This is a genomic window from Phycisphaerales bacterium, from assembly GCA_020852515.1.
Lineage (GTDB): Bacteria > Planctomycetota > Phycisphaerae > Phycisphaerales > UBA5793 > UBA5793.
Genome location: JADZAS010000026.1, coordinates 45,817 through 66,339 on the forward strand (window position 1 = coordinate 45,817; position 20,523 = coordinate 66,339).

Consider the following 20,523-nt stretch of genomic DNA (forward strand, 5'->3'; position numbering starts at 1 on the left):
CGTTCAGTGCGAATCCACCGGTGTGAGCGTGATGCTCTGCAGGTTCATCACGGCCAGCGGCGGCTGGCCCTGTGCCTCCACGCGCACTTCGCACGCGCCGACCACCGGCAGATCCACTTCGCCGAGTTCGACTTCGACGAAGTCCGCCCAGCCCTGCGTCGGCTTCACGCGCATGCTCCGCGTTGCTTCGCCGATGGTGACATTGACAAGTGTGCCCGCCGTGTCCGCCGGGCAGGCCTGCGCGAGCGCCACGCGGAATCGGCCCGGCCGGCTGAGTTCGAAGCGCCACGCCACGACGTCGCTCGCATCGGTCCAGAAGCCGATGTTGTCCTTGCCGTTGCCTGATTCGTAGCGGGCGGTCATGCCGATGACATCGGCGTCGATGGCGCGCAGCGTGATCGAGCCGTCATCGCGCTGCCGCAGGGGGATCGTGACGACGCGCGGCTCGCCGGCGAGATCGAGCGCGATCACGGTGGCGATCTCATTGGACGGTTCGGCCGGCACTTCGAGGATCACCGATTCATTCCGGCGCGAGATGCGCAGCGGCTGGCCGGCTGAATCGCCGACGATCGCGGCGCTGATGATTTCGTTCTGCAAGCCGGGCACGAGCAGACGCCCATCCGCGGGCCAGTCGAACACGTGCAGGTAGAGGCGGTTGCCCTTTCGCGTGCAGCGGCCCCACTCGAGCCTCTTGAAGGGCCCGGCCGTTGTGCCGTAGATCGCCTGCCCGTTCACGCGCAGCCACCGTCCCATGGCGCGCAGGCGCTCAACGCTCTCGGGGGGAATTTCACCTTGTGCCGTGGGACCGACGTTGAGCAGGAAGTTGCCGCCCTTGCTCGACGTGTCGATGAGGTTGCGCACGAGCGTCGTTGCCGACTTCCAGTTGTGGTCGTCGCTGCGAAAGCCCCAGGTGTCGTTCATGGTCATGCAGGTTTCCCAGTCGTAGCCGGGAATACCCTGGCCGGGAATCTCCTGCTCGGGCGTGCCGAAGTCGCCGGCATTCTGAGATGGATCGTGCAGCCCGGCCATGCCGCCGCGCCCCTTGCCGACGCGGTTGTTGATGATGACCCTGGGCGCCACCTGGCGGATGTGCTCGTAAAGCGCACGGCCCTTTTCTTCGGTCCACTCGGGAATCCACTCGCCGTCGAACCACATGATGTCAATCGCGCCGTAGTTGGTGAGCAGTTCATCGACCTGCTTTTCGAGCACGGCGGCATACTCGTCAAAGCTCGGCCCCGCCGCATCGGGATGGTGCCAGTCCCAGATGCTGTGGTACCAGCCGATCTTCAGATCGTACTTGCGACAGGCGGCGCTGATCTCGCGCATGATGTCGCGCTTGAAGGGCGTGGCCATGATGTCGTACTCGGTGTGCTCCGAGTCGAACATGCAGAAGCCGTCGTGGTGCTTGGTGGTGATGACGAGGTACTTCATGCCCGCTTCGCTGGCGGTGCGGGCCCACTGCTCGGCGTCGAATTTCACGGGGTTGAACTGCGGCACGAGCGTCGCGTAATCTTCGCGCGCGATGTGGCCGTTGTGCATGATCCACTCGCCGACGCCGGGCACGCTCTGGCCGTTCCACTGCCCCGCCGGAATGGCGTAGAGGCCCCAGTGAATGAACATGCCAAAGCGAGCCTCGCGCCACCAGTCGAGCCGGTCGTCGCTGGCGGCGACACCTTGACCGGGCGCGCGCATGGAGAGGACCATCATCAATGCAAGCGCGAGCAACGCAGCGAAGCGGCGCGGCATCATCTCAGCCTCCAAAATCATCGCAGGCGCGATACGCGTCGATGACGGCCCGTTCGCCTTCCTTGGCGCCGCGGCTGTTGCCGTGCTCCATGCCCACGACGCCCTCAAACCCCTTCGAATGGATGTGACGAAACACGTTGCGGTAGTTGATCTCGCCGGTGGTCGGCTCGTTGCGGCCGGGGTTGTCGCCGGTCTGGAAATAGGCGATCTCGCTCCACGCCGCGTCGATGTTGGGAATGAGATTGCCCTCGGTGATCTGCTGGTGGTAGAGATCATCGAGTATCTTGCACGCCGGACTGGCCACCGCGCGGCAGATCTGATATCCCTGGCCGATCGTGGTCAGAAACATGTTGGGATGATCGCGCCACGGGTTGAGCGGTTCGAGCACCATGACCAGGCCGTGCGACTCGAAGATCTCGGCGCCGCGGCGGAGGCAATCGACGACGTTGGCCGTCTGGTAGTCGAGCGTGAGGCGCTGCGTGTAGGTGCCGGGCACGACGGTCATCCACTTCGCGTTGACGCGCTTGGCGACATCGACGGCCTTGCGGCAGGCATCGACGAACTTGTCGCGCGCTTCGGCCGAGCCGCTTGACAGCGTCGGCCCCCACGCCGTATCCATGTTGACCACGAACACGCCCATGGTGATGCCGAGATCGCTCATCGCCTTGGCGAGGCGGTTCTGGTCTTCGACGCTCCGGCCGGCCATGCCGTTGTCTTCCCACGCGCTGAAGCCCTCGTCGGCGGCGAACTTGAGCTGATCGACATCATCGTCGCCGGCGTGGTGGCGGAACATGCCAAAGTGCGGCGCGTATTTCAGTTTGAAAGGCGAGGCGTCTCGCCTGGAGTGCTCGCCGGCGGCCAATGTCGCTGTCGCGCCCGAGCCGAGCACCGCCGCCCCCGCCGCCATCTTCACAAATTCTCTTCGCATCATGATTGCATCCTTCGCAAGATTGCCTCGCTGCAACGACTCTCACACAAACGGCGTGCGCCCCGGCACGGCGACCGGCGGCACGGGCAGCGAACCAAACTCGTAGACATCCGGGCCGAGGCTCTCCTGCGAATTGAGCGCCTGCTCCCACGTGATCTCCTGCCCGGTGTAGGCGCTCATGCGACCCATGATCGCCGTGAGCGTCGATTCTGCAATGCGCTGCGCTTCGTTGAGGCCCTTGCCTTCGCGCACGCTGGCGATCAGATCGACGTGCTCCTGCACGTACGGCTCGCCGTTGTCGCCTTCAAAGCGCCATGCCCTGGGGCCGAAGATCTCGGCGTAGCCGCTGTGCGTGCGCATGCGACCGGTCGTGCCGTAGACGACTTCCTCGACGCGGCTGGTGCAATTGTCGATCTGCCTGCACATGCTCTCGAGGAAGCCGCCGCTGGCGTATTCATACTCGACCGCGAAGTGATCGAAGATGTGGCCGTACTTCGGGCTCGTGCGCACCTGCCGGCCTCCCATGCCCATGGCCTTGACGGGGTGCCCGCCCATCGCCCAGTTGACGGCGTCGAGATTGTGCACGTGCTGCTCGACGATGTGATCGCCGCTGAGCCAGGTGAAGTAGAGCCAGTTGCGCAGTTGCCACTCCATGTCGGACCACGAATCCTGCCGCTCGTTCATCCACAGGCCGCCCTGGTTCCAGTAGCAGCGCGCGGAGATGACCTCGCCGATCGCGCCGTCCTGGAGGCGTTTCATGGCTTCAAGATAGCAGGTCTCGTGTCGCCGCTGCGTGCCGGCGACGATGGAGAGCTTCTTGCGCTGCGCTTCCTGACCCGCTGCGATGACTTTGCGAATGCCCGGCGCATCGACGGCAACGGGCTTTTCCATGAAGACGTGCTTGCCCGCTTTGATCGCCGCTTCGAGATGCATCGGCCGGAAGTGCGGCGGCGTGGCGAGGATGACCAGATCGACATCCGCGTGTTCGAGCAGCTGCTGATACGCGTCGAAACCGAGATAGCAGTGCTCGTCGTCGATCTTGCCGCGCTCGTGTCGGGCGATGTGGCCGCGACTGCTCTGCACGCGTTCGCTGAAGACGTCGGCCAGTGCGACGACCTGCGTCTCGGGCGCCGCCTGCAGCGACTGCATCGCCGCGCCCGTGCCGCGCCCGCCGCAGCCGATGAGCCCGACGCGGATGGTGTCGGAACCCGCGACATGGGCCGAAGCGCCGGCCCAGGCGGTGGATGGGATCAGCGGAAAAGCCGCGGCGGCGGTGAGACCGGCCGTGGTCTTGACGAATTCGCGGCGGGTGAACGGCTTCTCTTCGCGAGGGGTTTCGTTGCGATTCATGGCGTGCTCCTCCGGGTGGAATGACGCCATCAATATAGCGCGGGTGTGCAGGTCTTGCGGCCGATTCGATGGCCTCTCGCGGTCCACGGACGCTACCCCGCGCGGAGGATTTTCTCCATCTTCTTGCCTTTGGCGAGTTCATCCACGAGTTTGTCGAGGTATCTCGCCTTCTGCGTGAGCGGGTTGTCAATCTCTTCCACCCGGTAGCCGCAGATCACGCCGGTGATGAGGTGTGCATTCGGGTTGAGCTTCGCGCGAGCAAAGAACTCCTCAAAGGTCACCTTGTCCTTGATCTGTTTGTCTATCGCCTTGTTGTCGAACCCCGTAAGCCACGTGATGACCTGGTGCAGTTCCTGTTTCGTCCGGCCCTTCTTCTCGACCTTCGCCACGTAGTGCGGGTAGACCGAAGAGAAGGTCATCTCAGCGATTCGCTTGTCGTGGTCGGGTGTGGTGGTTGGCATGTCTGATCTCCGTCTGGTTATCTGAGCAAGTCTCATCGCCCGGGATCGAATGGATTGAGCCGCATAGGTCACGGCGGGAGTACACCGGACCCGGCGTTTGCGTCGCGCTCGCAATCAAGGGCGTGCTCTCCGTGCTATTCTGCTTTCGCGTCTGCGAAGATCCGCTCGCGCTCGTCGGCGAGTTCCTTGCGGCGATTGGCCAGCCTCTGCTTGGCGTCCGGATCCCAAATCAGACCCCGAATCCAGCCGCGGCGTTTGTTTTCGAGCACGAATATCATGCCTAAGCCCGTGAACGCGCCGAGCACGGCCGCCACCCAAGGCGACTGAGCGGTATCCAAAATGAAATTCGACAGCGCGGCGACGCCGGCGAAGCAAACGGGCCACCAGCCAAAGTAGCACAAGCATTTGAACACGAGTCGCATTGGCAGGCTCCGGACTGTCAACTCTAGCCTTTGGATGCGCCCGTCGTGAGAGATTCCGAAGCTGGCAAAGCAGGGAGATTGTCGAGAGAGGTTGCGAATCGCGGCGTAGGTCGGGACCGCCGCTTTGGGCGCGGCCCGGCGGGTTGGGCGTGCGCTGCGCGGATGGTGGTTCACTCGCGCGCGATGGACACGCATCTGCCGGGCCTGCGCAGAGCCTGGTCCCGACCTACGCGCTGGCCTCGGCCCCATCGGGAGCGTGAAAAATTGTGATCGACGCGCGCGATGGCCACACAACGCCGGGGGACGGAACTTGATGCCTCCGTGCCTCGGCGCCTTGATACCTCGACCCCTCACTCCCTCATTCGCTTGTCAACCCTGCGCCGCTACCATCAGCCATGCACTTTGACTCGCACCAATCCATCATCGACGACCTCGAGGCGCGGATTTTAACGATCCGCGACTCTCTTTGACGTCGACTCCAAGCTCAAACGAATCGGCGAACTTGAAGAGTTGATGGGCGCCGGCGATTTCTGGTCCGAGCAGTCTTCCGCCCAGAAGACCGTCGCCGAACTCAAGACCCTCAAAGCCCAGATCGATCCGATGCTGCGCGTGGAGCACGACTTCGAGGAAGCGCGCGTCACCTACGAACTGGCGCGCGAAGCCAGCGACAAGGAACTGCTCGCCGAGGCCGACGAAGGGCTTTTCCAACTCCAGAGCCGCATGGAGAAGGTCGAACTCCAGTCGCTGCTCTCCGGGCCGCACGATCACCGCAACTGCTTCTTCACCATCCACGCCGGCGACGGCGGCACCGAGGCCAACGACTGGGCCGAGATGCTCATGCGCATGTACCTCTACTACTTCGAGCAGATGGGCTGGAAGGTCGAGGAACTCGAAAAGAGCCACGGCAGCGAGATCGGCATCGATTCGGTCACCTTCCACGTCAAGGGCCCGTTCGCCTTCGGCTATCTCAAGTGCGAGCGCGGCGCGCACCGCCTGGCCCGGGTCTCGCCCTTCAACGCCCAGGGCAAGCGCCAGACCAGCTTTGCGACCGTGGATGTCACTCCCGAGATTGAGGAAGTCGATCTGCACATTCCCGACGGCGAGCTGGAGATCACCACCTTCGCCCGGTCCAGCGGGCCCGGCGGGCAGAACGTGAACAAAGTGGCCTCGGCGGTGCGGATCGTGCACAAGCCCACGGGGATCATGGTCGTGGCGTCGTCCTACCGCGAGCAGCCTCAGAACCGGCGGCAGGCCATGGAGCAGTTGACGGCCAAACTCCAGCAGATCGCCGACGAGAAGCGCGAGCAGGAACTCGCGGCGGCCTCGGGCGGCAAGGTCGATCGCGGCTGGGGGACGCAGATCCGCTCGTACGTGATCTACGACAACCGCGTGAAGGACCACCGCACCGGCTTCGAGGTGATGAACCCCCAGCGGGTGCTCGACGGCGACCTGCAGGGCTTCATCGACGCCGAACTGCAGAGGCGAAGGGCGCTGCAGAACTGAGCGGGTCGGCGTCGGGTTTGCACGACCCGGATGCCGATTCGAAAGTCGTCGCGCGCGAGGCAGATTGCCCCATTTCACTTTTCGTGGCTCGCTCGTGGCAAATTGGGGGCAGTATTCCCAAAGTGCGAAATAAAGCGCATTTTCCCTCGCAATCTTGGCGAAAATCGGTTATGATGGATGCGCAAGGATGGAAAGCAGTCGGCGATCGCCGGCTCAGGAGAAAGTCAGCGCACCTTCCCGCATGGATCTCGCTGTATTTGCCCCGGAGTTTGGCAGTCGGTAGTGCTTGGGAAACCGGCGTGCCGGACTGACACTTGGGTATCGGTGCCCTCGCCGTAGCGGTGTGGGCATGCATTTTGGTCGGGCCGGGAGTCACTCAGCCGTTCGTATACGGCTGGTCCGGCAATGACGTTTGTGCCTTCTCAGGAGAAGAGTGATGAAGAAGAAGAATCTGGCCGTGGCAGCCCTCGCGCTGGTTGCGGCCCCCGCGTTCGGACAGACCTATGACAACGGCGGCATGGACCCGCGGTCCGGCGGTTGCAGCGGCGGCATGTACAGCGCCATCGAAGCGCCCGGCACCATCTACGGGAACAACACCATCGTCACCTCGTTCCACCAGGCCGACGACTTCACCGTCCCCAGTGGCCAGCAGTGGACTCCCACGGAACTCCGCTGGTACCTGTACCAGACCAACGCAGGGACCAACGAGCCGATCGTGGATGTGTACATCCAGCTGTGGCGGGGCAGCCAGGCCGACATGATCGCCGGCACGGCCACGCTCGTCGGCGGCGACATGACCACCGACCGCCTCATTTCCTCGACCTTCACCAACATCTACCGCACCACCGCGAGCGACATTCTGAGCTGCGCCCGCGCCATCAAGGAATGCCGCATTGACATGTCCTGGGTCGGCGCGCTTTCCAGCGGCCAGTACTGGATCGAAGTGGGCAGCACCGGCAACCCGTCGTTCAGCGGCCCCTGGGCCAACCACAAGGTGCCCCGCGACATCGTCAATGACAACTCGATCTTCTTCACCGTGGGCGGTGCGTGGGCTGCGAACACCGACGCCGGCTACGGCGCTGGCTGGGACTATCCCTTCAAGCTCGACTACACCGGCGGCGGCGGCGGCTTCACCGCCCAGATCACCGGCACCTGCCCCGGCACCGTCCGCCTCGCGTGGAACGGCGCCCCGGCCAACAAGCCCATGGGCATCGTCTTCGCCCGCAACACCGGTTCGTTCACCATCAACAGCGGTCAGTGCGCCGGCACCCAGCTCGGCCTCGGCACCAACCAGCTGCAGCTGTACAACACCATCAACACGGGCAACGGCTCTGGCGCGGTCAACGCTCAGGCCAGCAGCGGCGCCTGCGGTGGCTTCGTGCAGCTCGTCGCGGTCGACAGCCCCTGCAAGACCAGCAACGTCGTCCAGGTTCCGTAATCAGGCATAGAGTCTGATTCGATCTGAACAGTCAAGTGCTACACGCGCATCTCGCTCCGAAAGGAGCGAGATGCTTTTTTTCCCTCGCCTCCGCTCGCGCCTTCCGCGCCGCCGCGGCCGAATGCCATGCGGCGAGCCGAGGCGGGCGGCCGTCGGCGGCTGCAGATTACCGAGCTTCTCAACGGCGCGCCGAAAGCCGCGACTCTCCGCCGCACGCGTCGGCAGGCATGCAGAATGCGCGGCGAAAAACAGCAGATCGGGCGGATTTTTCATTGCGGGCCGCCGCGGATTGAGGTATATTGAACACCGGTTCGACGGAGAGGAGGATTCACCCGCTGCGCGTCCCGCGGCGACCTTCGAAGTCCGTCTGACCTCGTGTGGCGAACCCGGAACTGTTTCGGGCGCCGTAGCAAATCAGGCTTGCATGGAAAGGAAGAGACGGCAATGAGAAAGATGTGTGCACTTGTAGCTGCGCTGGGTCTGGGCGCGGCGGCGACGGGCGCGATGGGCGATGTCCTCGTGGCGAACGAGACCGCGAACAATGGCGGCTCGGCGGGATGGGGGCTCTTCTTCGACCTCACCTCGAATGGGCCTTCGATCACCGTCACCGAAATGACCACTGCCAGCAGCGCGCCGGCGAACGCGGCCTTCACCGTTGAGGTGTTCGTCCGCGAAGGCAGCGGCTTGGGCAACCCCGGACCCGGCCAGTCCCCCACCGGCTGGACCTCGCTGGGCGTCGCCAATGCGACGCAGGGCAGCATCGGCAGCGGCATCTCCCTGCCCATCGACATTCCTGATATCGCCGTCGGCCCCGGCGAGACCGTTGGCGTGGCGCTCATCTTCGGCGTGTCCGGCCCTCGCTACTACGGCACCGGCAGCCCGCCGCACCAGATCTTCGAGGACTCGAACCTCAAACTCACCACCGGCGACTCGCGCTCCGCGCCGTTCACCACCGGCGGCAGCTTCTTCTCTTCGCGCGGCCTGGTGGGCCAACTGACCTACGAGGCCGGCGGCTACCGCTGCTCAGTGAGCGGCACCTGCCCCGGACAGATCACCGTCGCGTGGAGCGGCGCCGAGCCCAACGCGCAGCAGGCGATCGTCTTCGGCCAGAACCAGGGCAGCACGATCATCCCGGGCGGAGTGTGCCAGGGAACCATGCTCGGCATCCAGGATAACGTCCGCCTCGTGAACACCGTGCCCACCGGCAGCGGCAGCGGGCAGGTCAGCGGCAACGCGGGCACCGCGGCATGCGGCGGCTACATCCAGCTGATCACGGTACCCGGTTGCGCCACCAGCAACGTCGGCGGGCCAATCTGATCACGCGTGCAGCCAAGTGCTGCACCCTTTCTGCATTCAAGGGCGGCGTCACCTCGCAGTGACGCCGCCTGTTCTTTTGGGGCGGGACGCCGCGCCGTGCGGGCCCGTCAGCGTCGCCGGCAGTTCCTGCGCATCACAGGCCACGACAAAATGGTGGTCAAACGTGGGAATTCACTTGGCGACGGGCTGAACTTCGGTATGCTTTGACACAAGGTGCGGCGGGCTTGTGACCTGGTGGGAACTTGTCGCAGGCCGGCAACCGGTGAACAGGGGCAGGAGGTCCCGAATTATGCTGGTCATCACTCGACGTGAAGGCGAGGAAGTCGTCATCGGCGACCCGCGAAATCCGCAGGGAATTGTGCGTATAGCCGGTATCAAGGGCGATCGCGTGCGCATCGCCTTCGAATTTCCGCGCGAAGTGCAGGTGCATCGCCGCGAGATCGCGGATCAGATCTCGGCAGGTGGAGACACTTCGGTGGTCGCCAAGATCGGCCGCGCCGCCAGCCCGTAAGCGGCAGATCACACCGACTTATCCACATTGTCCACGGGAATTCCCCTGGCTCTGAGCGAAATCCCTATCCTTTCGTAGGGGTAGGCGGGCTGTTTTTCTGCCCTGCCGCGCCCCGATCCCATAGGGGCTTTTGGCCCCCGCGGGGCGTGCTCGGGAAAATTACCGAACAAAATTCAAAAATACGCTGGACTTGTGCCGAGAATCGGTCATGATTGGATACCGAACAGAGTCCGATCAAAGGACGTGGAGCACCAGTCATGATCACACTCTCTCGAATCGAACGCACTGCCCTGGCCCACGGCTGGCATCGCCTGCTCGATGATGTCCTGAGCAACGGCCGGCCGGTCGATCTGCCCATTCGGCTGCGGCTCATGGAGCCGCATACGCTGCACGCCGTCTCTGCTGCCTTTGCGCTGCAGCGCGTGTGCGAGTTGTCATATGCAGTCTGTCCGCTCGCCGAGGCCCTGTGCGATGACCTGCTGCATGCCCAGGGCGACGATGGCTCTTTCGGCTCCGTGGCGGCGACGGCCGTCGCGCTGCGCGCCCTGCTCGATCTCAAACGGATGCCAGGCAGCGAGACCATGGCGGCCCGGCTCGAGTTTGCCGCCGGGCACGCGCTGCGCAGCCTGGCGCTGAGCCAGGATGATGATGGCCTGCTGGGCGGCTGCGAGATCGACTCGGCCATCGCGCTCTGGCAGCTCGCCGGCCGCGATGAGTTTCAGCGGGCCGTGCGATTCGAAGAACTCGAGGTCGCCTTGATCGGCTCGCGCTGGCAGTGCTGCGCTGAAGCGACGGTTACGGCGTGATGTGAGGCGCGCGGGGCGGCGGAGAAGGAAGAAGAGTTGAAGGGTTGAAGGGGTGAAGGGGTGAGTGAGTGTCCGCGATGGGGAGTGCTGTCTGGTCCCGGCGCCTGGCGCCTGCTTCGTGATGCCTTGATGCCTCGCTGACCTGACGCCTTCTCCTGTGCCTGAACCACCCCCGATAACAGCGCTCAACGAAAGGACGAACAGAAATGCGACGGATGGACAGACGACGGCCGATGACTGGTTGGCCGACGGCAGGTGGGGGAATCTCGACACGCGCGGAGGAGCGGATGAACGCAGGGGAACGGGCAGGAGAAGATCGGCGGCCATTCGCGCCCGGCAGCGGCGCCATCCAATCCGGCTCGGGCGGCGGCCGCATCCACGGATCAAGCGTGGTGCGCGCCGGCGGCTGGCCTCAGCCGCGCCGCCATGCGCAGATGGTGTTCATCACGCCCATGGGCATCCCGATCGGCCCGTCCGTTCAGGAAGAACTCAGCATCCCAGACGACCTCGACGACACCCTCCCCCCTGGCGACCTCCCCGGCCAACTCCTGCTGGATCTGGGGCTGGGGTGAGCGGCCGCGCGGCCGCCAACCCCGTCAACGCAAGTGCGCTTCAAGGATGCGCTTTTTCAGGTCGTTGGCGATCTGCGGTGTTCGAGCGCCTGCGCGGTCGCGTGGTCGATCTCAATGAAGTGCGTGTCTGCCTGTCGGATCAGATCCAGACGCTCATCGGCGACCGTTATCCGCGCTCGCGCAAGCGGGCCAGCCGTACTCGCCGGGCGCTTCGCGACCTGCACCGGCGCGAGTTGAGCGTTTCGATCGACCACCTGCTCGAGACCCCCGCTTCCGATGCCAGCGCCTACCTGATGGGCCTCGACGGCATGCTGCCTTACACCGCAAATTTCACCTGCTTGAACGGCGTGAGCCACCCGGTAATCCCCATCGACGACCGGCTGCACGCGGCACTGATCGAAGAAGGCATCGCCGACACCGCCGCTTCGCCCGATGTGGGTGGATGATCGCGATCGCGAATCGGGCTTGGATGGGGAGTAGGAAGGGGCGGGCGCGGCGTTCCCTGCTGTCTTCGGCTCCGAAGTGGCCACGGGCCGTCGCTGGGTGCAGCGACAGGGCGACGGAGGACAATCAGTCCCCGACCGTGCACTCGCGTGGCCGTCCAGTCGCAGAGCCTGCCTGTGGATCCTGGGGCTCCGCTTCGCAGCCCTCTATGATCGCAGATGAGTGCGACTTCGCGCCTCTCCGCTCTCCGCACCGGCGTCTGGATCACCATCGGGGCGCTGCTGGCGCTGCTCTTGTCAATTCTGGGTTACGGCGTCTGGGTCGGAGCGAAGTACGATCGTCCGCTGTACATCCAGGTGCTCTCGGATCACTCGCACCGGATTCAGGGGCCCCCGATCGATCTCGAGGGAGAATCAGACAGCAGGATCAGAGCGGTTCGAATGGTCTACGAAGGCTCGCTGCCAATGTTGAACGATCTTGATCAGGCACTCGAAGCACATCCAAGCGCCTCGGCGCGGGCTCGCGGGAAGGTCCAAGCGGTTCGCGATCTTGCGGCAAGAGTCGTGAGCCTGACGGAACCGATCGTCAAGGACCGGACGCTGGTCGAGTCGCTGGACTGGGACGAGTTCCTTGCCGAATTGATCCGATTGCGAGATGAAATCGACGACCGAATGATCACACTTCCAGAATGAGGCCGATTGCAGTAGTGGACCGGGCACACCCGCAGAAGGCAGCATTCTACTTTTTCCTCCCGCTTTGGTCGAAGTGAGCTTGGGGTCGCGGGCGCAGTTGCAGCCGCCGCAGAGCCCCTTTGCAGAGGCTGCAACAAGGGTCTGCGATTTGCGTCGCAAGCATCTGCATTTCTGCGTTGTCGGTATCGCACTCCTGGCAGTGGCGGTGCTGCTGCTCAACTGGCGGCCAGTCAGGATGATGCGACTCATCCTCTTTGGTGCGTTCTCGACAGCAGACTTTCTGCAGATCGAACCAGGAATGAACGAGACAGACGTGCGGCGACTGATTGGGCCGCCGCTTTACGTCACGTCGATGAAGGACGGATCGCAACTGTGGGAGTACTGGGATGGGTTCACGATCAGCGAATATACCGTGATCGTAAAGGACGGACTCGTCGTCTCACGAGAGATCGAAGACTAGCGGCGGTCGAGGCTCGGCTGAGAGCGCTCGTGGCGTTGCCGGCGGCGTCGACCCGTCGGCTTCCATTCGACTCCCAGAGCGTTGCTCATCGCAAGCCGCCAACGGCCCGCGTGCTTTCATCCCTTCGCCCACTCACCCCGTCACCCCGTCACGGCTCAGGCCCGAACCGCATGCCGAGCCGCCCGTATAATCTCGTGCCGCGTCCGCGTGAGCGGGGCGGGCGGGAGGCTGTGTGGGACTGAGCGCGAGCAGACAGGGCAGGCGACGGGCTGCGGGGATTCCCGGGCGCGAGGGCCTGCTCCACGCGCTGGCGGTCATCGCGATCCTCACAGCGGTTCTCCTGCCGGCCATGCACCGGCACGTCGATCAGCGCGACAGCCGCCCGGCTGCGAGCGCGGTCGATGCGGCACACTCGTCGTCAGCCGCCGCATCCACCTCAGCCGATTGCGGGCATGATGGGCGGGATCCGGTGCGCGGGCCACAGCCGGATGATCGGGATTGCCCGATCTGCCACTGGCTGCACCAGACGACGCGCGGGCTGGCCATCGCGCCGCCTGCGACGGGCGCGCCTCTGGCCGCCCCGGTAACGGCGATCATCGCCGCTGAGCGCGAGCATCCCCTGCTCGTTCATCGCCGGACCCCAGGGCCGGCGCGCGCGCCTCCCTGCTGAGCGCCTGAGCCCGCGGTTTCAGTTTCATCCGAATCAAATTGATCTGTACGACGCAGACGTCGGAGCGCGCATGGCGTTTCACCTGCGCCGATTCCGAGGAGGTACGCGATGACTCAGCGTGCGTTCACGCTCATTGAGTTGCTCGTGGTTATTTCGATCATTGCGCTGCTGGTGGGCCTGCTTCTGCCGGCCCTTTCGCAGGCAAGGGTTGCAGGGCGACGAGCCGTCGACCTGGGCAACATCCGAACGATGGAAATCGCCCACACGATGTACGTGGACGACCACAAGGGCTGGCTCGTGGACGTCGGGCTGGGCCACGGCGGCGAGGAAGAGGATCCCGGCGCGTGGATCTTCACGCTCGAACGGTACTACGGCAGCACACTCGCCCGCCGCTCGCCGGGCGATCGCAGCATCTACTGGCCGCCGGAGGATGGCGGTTCGGGTCAGTACGTTCCCGGCTCGAGCCGGTATCGCAAGACGAGTTACGGCATCAACAACTTCCTGACGAGCAAGGCGCCGCTGCGGCCGTGGCGGCAGTTCACGCCCATTGCTTCGCCGAGCCGCACGGTGCACTTCCTGCTCATGACCGAAGAGGGCGAATACGCCGGAGCGGACCACCCGCACGTGGAAAGCTGGTGGATCGGCAACCGCGACGCCGTACCGATCCTCGCGGCGCGGCACCTCAAGCTCCACGCCTTCGGCGGCGAGCCGGGAACATGGACAGCGCAGAGCAACTACGGCTTTCTCGATGGGCACGCCGAGTCGCTGCCCTTCAGTGGCGTCTACGACACGAACAAACGCAACCTGTTCGATCCGGATGTCGCGCGGTGAATCTGTGCGCGGAACCGCACGCCTGCAATCGAACCACAACTCCCCTTGAGGGAAGAAGCGAGATTCCAATGTATAACCATCTCTGCACAGCGACAGTCGCATCCGGCCTTGTTCTGGCCGCGTCCGCCGCGGCCTTTGGCCAGCACGCCGGCGACATCCTGCTCGAAAACATCGACGGCACGCTCACGACGGGGCTCGTCAACGAAACGACGCGCATCCACGATCATCGCGCCTTCGGCGCCGAATTCGGCGAGTTCTTCATGAACTACACGGATGAGCCGGGGTTCGATTCGGACGCCGGTGAGTTTACGCCCGGCACGCACATCGGCTTCAACGTGCTCGACGCCGTGCGCCGCTGGGACGGCCAGGATTTCGACGCCCTGTCGCCAGTCACCTTCACCATCAGCTATTCGAGTCTCGAAGTCGAAACGGGAACGGGATTCGTCGCCGGATTCGGCCTGCCGGTGGGCTCCAACGGGGAATTCCATCGTCATCTCAACTACGTGATCAACGACCCAGCGCCGCGCGGAATCTACCTGCTGGCGCTCGAACTCTGGAGCGACGACCCGACCCTGGGCGATTCGGAGCCGCTGTACATCGTCTTCAACCAGAATGAAGATGAATTGATCCACGCCGAGGCGCTCGAGTGGGCCAGCGCCAACCTGGTACCCGGCGTGCACTTCCGCCCGCTTGATCTCGCCGCCGGCCGCGTCAATGAGTTTGCTGTCGTTGGCTGCACTCCCCGGCAGCGCGTCCACTTCGTCTACGGCTTCGAGTTCGGGCGGACCGGCGTGCCGGGTTGTCCGGGAGTGAACATCGGCATTCGCCGGCCGACGGTCATGGGCTCCGCCGTCGCGGATGGAGCGGGCCTGGCGACGATTTCGCGGTTCATTCCCGGCGGCGCCAGTGGGCGAACGGTGCTCTTCGGCGCCGTCGAGCAGGGAACGTGCTCGGTCGGGAACATTTTCGAGCACAGGTTCCCGTGACATGGCGTCAGCGGTGCCGTCGGGTGACGATGGTTCGATCGCTCAAGAAAGCGGTCCGCACGGCGGACCCTACGAATTCGAGCAGACAAAAACGAACACAGGCGAAGGTTGCCCTTCGCCTGTGTCGTGATACAGGTCAGCTCAAGTCAAACCCGGCTCAGTTGCCCGAGTAAGTCTTGATCGCGTCGATCGAGGTGCTCAGCCGCTGGTGGCACTCCTGCAGGTGTGAGCGGCTGTAGTCGTCGAGGTTCTTGGCGTCGCCGCTCTTGAGAATCTTGTCGAGGCGGTCGCGCAGGTTGACCATCCATTCCATGGAGAGCGCCTGCACGGCGCGGGGCGTGCCCCAACTGCCGTCGATCTCGCTGAGGTCGATGAGGTTGGAGATGTACTCGCGCTGCAGGTTGCGCCGCAGCGATGAGATCATCGGCTTGCGGTTCGTGTACTTGCCGTTGACCGGGTTGGACTGGAGGATTTCGCTCCAGATCTCTTCGGTCAGGCCGTTGAGCAGTTCGGGCAGCGTGAACGCATCCTCGTTCTCGGGGACGAGGAACTCGTTGTCGTACACGCGGCTGAGGATGGTCGGGTTCATGAGCGTAAGCAGCACGCCGCGCTGCACGCCCATGACGGTGTCGTGCACGGGGAACTCGGGGCTGCCCGAGTAGTTGTCCCAGTGGCTCTGCTTGTCGGTGGCCAGATAGGCGAGCAGTTCGGGCGTCAGGCCGAACGCTTCATCGCGGAAGGCGTTCTCGACGACGAACTTGAACGCCTCGCGCTCGCGTGCGGCCTCGACGGGCACCATCGGCGGGCGGGCATTGGGATCGCCCTTGCGGTCGCGATGGACGTAAGTGCCGCCGATGAATCGGCTGACCATGCTGACCGAACCGGCCTGCTGGTAGAGGAGCATGTTGAAGAACTGGCGGGCGGGATACCACGGCTCGCCTTCCTTGACGGCGCGGTCGAGCAGCTCGCCGCGCAGTTTGTGGACGAGTTCGATCTGCCGCTTGCCGTAGTTGATCGGATCGGCGCCGAGATCGAAGCGCCGCACGAGCGGGTCGGGGCCGGCGGCGTCTTCATCGGTGGCGTACTGCAGGCCGGCTTCGGCGACGCGGCCGGCGATCTCGGGCAGCTTCTTCTCGTCGGGCGTGTAGCCGTACTCGATAGCCCAGAAGTCGTAGGGGCCGATGACCGGGGTCACCCAGTCGCCCTGCTCGGCGCCCTGGGGCGCGAGGTTGAGCGGGTTGTAATCCATGACCGAGCCGACCTGCGCTTCGCCGACGCCCGCGTTGATCTCTTCAAGGGTCTTCCAGGTGGAGGCCTTGAAGTTGTGGCGCAGGCCGAGGGTGTGGCCGACTTCGTGGGTGACGATTTCCTTGATGACCTGCGCGACGAATTTCTCGGGCAGGCCGTCGATGAGATCGGTGTCGCTGTAGCTGTGCGGGTTCATGCGCGCGGACATGGCGAGGCGCGCGAGGTTCATCTGGTGCGCCTTGCCGACGGCCATGTCGCAGCGGCGGTTCTTCTGCACCATGCGCTCAAGCATCGAGCCGGGATTGGTGTTGTCCTTGGCGAACATGACGCCCTGGTGATCGCCCTGCGGCAGGCCGGAAGGCGACTGCGACTGGTCAGCCCTGTCGCGCAGGTAGTTCGCCGGGTCCCAGTGCGGGTGGTCGGCGACCCATTGCATGGTCTCCGGGGTCGCATCTTCCTTGGGAACCTGGGCGATCATCTGCTGGTAGTTCAGCGCGTAGTAGCGGATCATCGAGTCGTCGAAGATGATGTCGGCGTCGAGGATCTCGCCGGTCTCGGGATTCGCCCGGCTCGGGCCCATGGCGAAGGCGTCTTCCGAAGTGATCCAGCGGAAGAAGTTGTAGCGGACATCTTCGGGATCGAGGTCCATGTAGGCGCCGGTCTTGGCGTCCTGCTGGCGGACTTCGATGGCGCCGTCGATGCCGATCTCGCGGAAGGCGTTGTTCCACTCGAGAATGCCGTCGCGCACGTACCGGCGGTACTTGACGGGCACGGTGTGCTCGAGGTAGAAGATGATGGGCTTCTCGGGCGGACTGAGCGCGAGATTGGGATCGCGCTTCTTGACGTTCCAGCGGTTGATGTAGCGCACGAACTGCTTGCCGTCGTCGCTCTCCTTGGCGAAGTCCTTGAAGACGGTCATGAAATAGCCGATGCGCTCGTCGGCCTCGCGCGGCTGGTAGTCGGTGCGCGGGACGTTGCTCAGCGAGTAGTAGATGTCGGTGAGGCGGCCGTCCTGACCGGGGCCCTCGAACGACACTTCGACGTTCTCGGGGAAAGCCTTGCAGTTCTTGATGGTCGTCAGGCGCGGGTTGAGCGGCAGGGCAAACTGGCCCGACTGCCCCACGAGCAGCGCATCGAGGTCGATGACCGGCCCGCCGCCTGGGCCCATGCTCACGATGGGCACGGCGAGGATGACGCGGTCGGAGTAGGTGCGTTCGACGGATGATTTGATCTCGCTGTCGCCGCGCGCCTGGTACTGGAGTTCAGGCTGCATGAGGACGAGCTGGTCGTTGATGCGCCGCCAGTAGCAGTACATTTCGTTCCACTGCCAGCCGGTGAAGTAACTGCCGCCCGCGATGGACACGGCCGCGAAGAAGCGCTTGCCCTCGAAGTTGCGCGGCAATTCGGCGAGCAACTGGTTGTCCTCGCCGTGGCGATAGATGGTGTACATCGACGCGCTGCCGTCGGCGGTGGAGATGACCTTGGTGTAGCCCTCGCTGACCTTGTCAAAGGGCGGAAAATCATCGCCGGCGCTGGCGCCGGTCGCGAACGCGAAGATCGCAGCGCACGCGGCGATGGCCATCGGTGCGCCTGTGCTGAGAGTCGATTGTCGGGCCACTTGGTTTCTCCTTGAAAATCGGACCGAGGCGAAGCGGCGGCTGGTGCGCCAGCCGCGAAGCAGTGAGGCTATGTTGTATCCGCGCCCACCAGATGCGCAGCAGTCGGTGAATGATACCGGCGTGGAAGCGCGGCGATGCCGGAACGGGCGGAAATCGGCGGGACTGGCTCGGGCCGCATCGCCAGAATACACTCTCAACCAATACGCAACTGCCGCACGTCCCGTTCGTCTAGTCGGCCTAGGACGCCAGGTTCTCATCCTGGTAACAGGGGTTCAAATCCCCTACGGGACGCTTTTCTTGCGCTGGGCGAGCCAGCGGGCCATACCCGGCGTGGCGTGGATCCGCGAGGACCCGTCGAGCCCCTCTTCGATCAGCGCTTCGACGCCCTCGTATTCAGCAACCAACGCCAGGCCGCTGTCCATCGGCAGCAGGCACAGGGCCGTGGCGAGCGAATCGGACATCATGCCGCTGGGCGCGATGACGGTCGCGGCGATGCGGCGCGAGGAGCCGAACCCGGTGCGGGGATCGACGATGTGCGAGTAGCGCCGGCCGGCGATCTCGACGTACTGCTGGGCGTCGCCCGAGGTGGAGACGGCGGCATTGACCAGCCGCACAACAGGCGCTTCGGAGTCGCCGCTGCCCGAGACGCCGCCTTCGACGGCGACTTCCCAGGCATCGCGATCGGGAGGCGGCTCCCCCACCACGATGTCGCCGGCCATGGCCACGAGATAGCGACTGATGCCACACTGTCGCAAGACCGCGGCGGCACCGTCGCAGGCGTAGCCCTTGGCGATGCCGCCGAGATCGAGGCGCATGCCGGGCTGGAGCAGTTCGACCGTCTGCGCCCTGGCGTCGAGGCGCACCCATCGCCCGCCGACGAGGGCGCGCGCCGCGGCAATCTCCTGCGCAGCGGCGAGCTGCCCGCTGCGGCGCATCTCGCGCCAGAGTTGCACGAGCGGACCGGCGGTGACGTCGAAACTTCCCGATGAGCGCGCGTGCAGATCGCCGGAGATCACGAGCACCTCGAAGAGTTCATCGCTCACGGGCACCGGACCCTGGCCGGCCCGCGCGCCCAGGCGCATGAGTTCGCTGTCCACCCGGTAGTCGCTCATGATGGCGTCGATTTCGGCGATGCGCTCGAACGCAGCGCTGGCCGCATCAGTCGCCTCGGCCTGATCGCGGGCGTAGAGCACGAGCCGGGCCCGCACCCCCATGTGCACCTGGCTGAACTCGAAGCGCCCAAGCGGCGGCGAGGGCGCGCGCTGCGACGCGGTGCAGCCGGTGAGTGCGATGATGCACGCAGCGGCGACAGCCAGCCGGCGCATCCGCTGCTTTAGAGAGAGATGCATGCGTTCAATCGTAGTCCAGGCCCTGCGCGCGTCGGCGGCGCGCGGCGCCGGGCGTCGGCGTGGCCGTGGCCGGTTCTATGATGGTTGGCTGCCGGATCTGATCGCCTCCGATTCAGAAGGGGATGCATGACCGACGACGGCCGATCCAACCAGGGCGAACCGGGACGCGCTGCCCGTGAGCCCGAGCCGCCTCCGCTGCTCATGCCGGCGGCTGAGTCGGCGGCCGTCCCGCCCACGGTTCGCCCGCCGGCTCCGCCACCGCCGCCGCGCCCTCGCGTCTTCAGCGCCGTGATCGCGCCGGTGGTGGCAATTCCGACGACCATCATCGTGGCCAGCGTGGCGCTGCTCGTGCCTGCGTTCATTCTGCACTGGAACGAGATCAGCCGGGCGCGCGCCGACGAGGACGTGATCGAGCGCGTCATCATGGAGTTCATCGCCTCTCCGGCGGGCTTGCTGCTGAGCCTGATCCCTGCGGAACTAACGTACTTCGCGCTCGTGATTCTGGCCGTGCGCTTTTCGCCGCAGGCCTGGCGCGACCGCCTGGCGATGCACCGGCCGGCGACGGCGTGGTGGGCTTACCTGCTCTTTGCGCTGGCGGCGCCGGCATGCGGCATGCTGGGCGGGCTGCTCGCCGCGCTGCTCGGTCGAGACGAGAGCAGTTCGCTCGAGATGCTCTTCGAGGGACTGCAGAACGTACCGGCGTCGCTGGCGGTCATCGTCGTTGTCCTGTACAGTGTTCTGCCGGGCTTGTGCGAGGAAATGCTCTACCGGGGTTATATCCAGTCGCGCCTGCTGCGCCACTGGCCGCCGATCCTCGCGATCCTGTTTGCGTCAGCCGCTTTCGCCGCTGCCCACGTCGAACCCACGCATGCGATCGCCGTGTTTCCGCTCGGCGTCTGGCTGGGCGTGATCGCGTGGCGCTGCGGCAGCATCTGGCCGAGCATTCTCACGCACGCGCTCAACAACGCCTATGGCGTGACGATGATGATGCTGGTCACGCCCGACGAGGCGGCGAAGATGGAACAGCAGTGGACGATTGGCGCCGTGATGGTCATCGTCGTTTCCGGCGCCGCAATGATCGGGGCATGCGTCTATCTCTTCAGACGCCCGGCGCCGGATCTGAGCGCGGCGCAGGCGTGATCAGCCGAAATGACGCGCAGTTTTTCATTG

Annotated in this window: 19 protein-coding genes, 1 tRNA gene and 1 pseudogene; 14 read left to right on the plus strand and 7 right to left on the minus strand. The window is 64.8% G+C overall.

Annotation, left to right across the window (positions count from 1 at the left end):
- Nucleotides 1-3 precede the first annotated feature (3 nt).
- The 5 genes from IT430_17055 to IT430_17075 form a co-directional block, all read right to left on the minus strand.
- A complete protein-coding gene (locus IT430_17055; protein MCC6909648.1) occupies nt 4-1,749 on the minus strand; it encodes an alpha-L-fucosidase in 1,746 nt (581 codons plus the stop codon).
- Nucleotide 1,750: 1 nt separating this feature from the next.
- A complete protein-coding gene (locus tag IT430_17060; protein MCC6909649.1) occupies nt 1,751-2,677 on the minus strand; it encodes a TIM barrel protein in 927 nt (308 codons plus the stop codon).
- A 39-nt stretch (nt 2,678-2,716) separates the two neighbouring features.
- Nucleotides 2,717-4,024: a Gfo/Idh/MocA family oxidoreductase gene (locus IT430_17065; GenBank protein ID MCC6909650.1), complete on the minus strand. Its 1,308-nt coding sequence runs from the start codon at nt 4,022-4,024 to the stop codon at nt 2,717-2,719.
- A gap of 92 nt (nt 4,025-4,116) precedes the next feature.
- Nucleotides 4,117-4,485: a DUF2200 domain-containing protein gene (locus IT430_17070; GenBank protein MCC6909651.1), complete on the minus strand. Its 369-nt coding sequence runs from the start codon at nt 4,483-4,485 to the stop codon at nt 4,117-4,119.
- Nucleotides 4,486-4,619: 134 nt separating this feature from the next.
- Entirely contained in the window at nt 4,620-4,907 is a 288-nt protein-coding gene (locus tag IT430_17075; protein ID MCC6909652.1) for a hypothetical protein, read from the minus strand.
- A 492-nt stretch (nt 4,908-5,399) separates the two neighbouring features.
- Here IT430_17075 and prfB point away from each other — a divergent pair, with 492 nt between their 5' ends.
- The 12 genes and pseudogenes from prfB to IT430_17135 all read left to right on the plus strand — a co-directional run bounded on the left by prfB (nt 5,400) and on the right by IT430_17135 (nt 15,137).
- Nucleotides 5,400-6,410: a peptide chain release factor 2 gene (gene prfB / locus IT430_17080; protein ID MCC6909653.1), complete on the plus strand. Its 1,011-nt coding sequence runs from the start codon at nt 5,400-5,402 to the stop codon at nt 6,408-6,410.
- 436 nt (nt 6,411-6,846) lie between these two features.
- Nucleotides 6,847-7,848 (plus strand): hypothetical protein, encoded by a 1,002-nt coding sequence (locus IT430_17085; GenBank protein MCC6909654.1) that lies wholly within the window; start codon nt 6,847-6,849, stop codon nt 7,846-7,848.
- A 453-nt stretch (nt 7,849-8,301) separates the two neighbouring features.
- Entirely contained in the window at nt 8,302-9,165 is an 864-nt protein-coding gene (locus IT430_17090; protein MCC6909655.1) for a hypothetical protein, read from the plus strand.
- Between the two features lie 289 nt (nt 9,166-9,454).
- On the plus strand, nt 9,455-9,676 hold the full coding sequence (locus IT430_17095) for a carbon storage regulator (GenBank protein MCC6909656.1): 222 nt from the start codon (nt 9,455-9,457) through the stop codon (nt 9,674-9,676).
- Nucleotides 9,677-9,933: 257 nt separating this feature from the next.
- Nucleotides 9,934-10,482 (plus strand): hypothetical protein, encoded by a 549-nt coding sequence (locus IT430_17100; protein ID MCC6909657.1) that lies wholly within the window; start codon nt 9,934-9,936, stop codon nt 10,480-10,482.
- 287 nt (nt 10,483-10,769) lie between these two features.
- Nucleotides 10,770-11,054, plus strand: a complete 285-nt coding sequence (locus IT430_17105; GenBank protein ID MCC6909658.1) for a hypothetical protein — start codon at nt 10,770-10,772, stop codon at nt 11,052-11,054.
- A gap of 77 nt (nt 11,055-11,131) precedes the next feature.
- Nucleotides 11,132-11,500 (plus strand): hypothetical protein, encoded by a 369-nt coding sequence (locus tag IT430_17110; protein MCC6909659.1) that lies wholly within the window; start codon nt 11,132-11,134, stop codon nt 11,498-11,500.
- 216 nt (nt 11,501-11,716) lie between these two features.
- The gene (locus IT430_17115) at nt 11,717-12,190 is read left to right on the plus strand and encodes a hypothetical protein (GenBank protein ID MCC6909660.1); all 474 of its coding nucleotides are present in this window, start codon (nt 11,717-11,719) and stop codon (nt 12,188-12,190) included.
- Nucleotides 12,191-12,269: 79 nt separating this feature from the next.
- Nucleotides 12,270-12,650, plus strand: a complete 381-nt coding sequence (locus tag IT430_17120) for a hypothetical protein (GenBank protein MCC6909661.1) — start codon at nt 12,270-12,272, stop codon at nt 12,648-12,650.
- Nucleotides 12,651-12,882: 232 nt separating this feature from the next.
- Entirely contained in the window at nt 12,883-13,320 is a 438-nt protein-coding gene (locus tag IT430_17125; GenBank protein ID MCC6909662.1) for a DUF2946 family protein, read from the plus strand.
- 108 nt (nt 13,321-13,428) lie between these two features.
- Nucleotides 13,429-13,527, plus strand: a pseudogene (locus IT430_17130) (prepilin-type N-terminal cleavage/methylation domain-containing protein).
- 692 nt (nt 13,528-14,219) lie between these two features.
- Nucleotides 14,220-15,137 (plus strand): hypothetical protein, encoded by a 918-nt coding sequence (locus IT430_17135; GenBank protein ID MCC6909663.1) that lies wholly within the window; start codon nt 14,220-14,222, stop codon nt 15,135-15,137.
- 157 nt (nt 15,138-15,294) lie between these two features.
- Here IT430_17135 and IT430_17140 read toward each other — a convergent pair whose 3' ends face one another.
- Nucleotides 15,295-18,003: a zinc-dependent metalloprotease gene (locus tag IT430_17140; GenBank protein ID MCC6909664.1), complete on the minus strand. Its 2,709-nt coding sequence runs from the start codon at nt 18,001-18,003 to the stop codon at nt 15,295-15,297.
- Nucleotides 18,004-18,221: 218 nt separating this feature from the next.
- Here IT430_17140 and IT430_17145 point away from each other — a divergent pair.
- Nucleotides 18,222-18,295: transfer RNA gene (locus IT430_17145), tRNA-Glu, on the plus strand.
- Here the strand turns inward: IT430_17145 and IT430_17150 are convergent.
- Nucleotides 18,286-19,353, minus strand: coding sequence for an FAD:protein FMN transferase (locus tag IT430_17150; GenBank protein ID MCC6909665.1), 1,068 nt, complete (start codon nt 19,351-19,353; stop codon nt 18,286-18,288). The genes IT430_17145 and IT430_17150 overlap by 10 nt on opposite strands.
- Before the next feature lie 126 nt (nt 19,354-19,479).
- On the opposite strand from IT430_17150, the gene IT430_17155 reads away from it, so the two are divergent.
- Nucleotides 19,480-20,493, plus strand: coding sequence for a CPBP family intramembrane metalloprotease (locus IT430_17155; protein ID MCC6909666.1), 1,014 nt, complete (start codon nt 19,480-19,482; stop codon nt 20,491-20,493).
- Nucleotides 20,494-20,523: the final 30 nt, after the last annotated feature.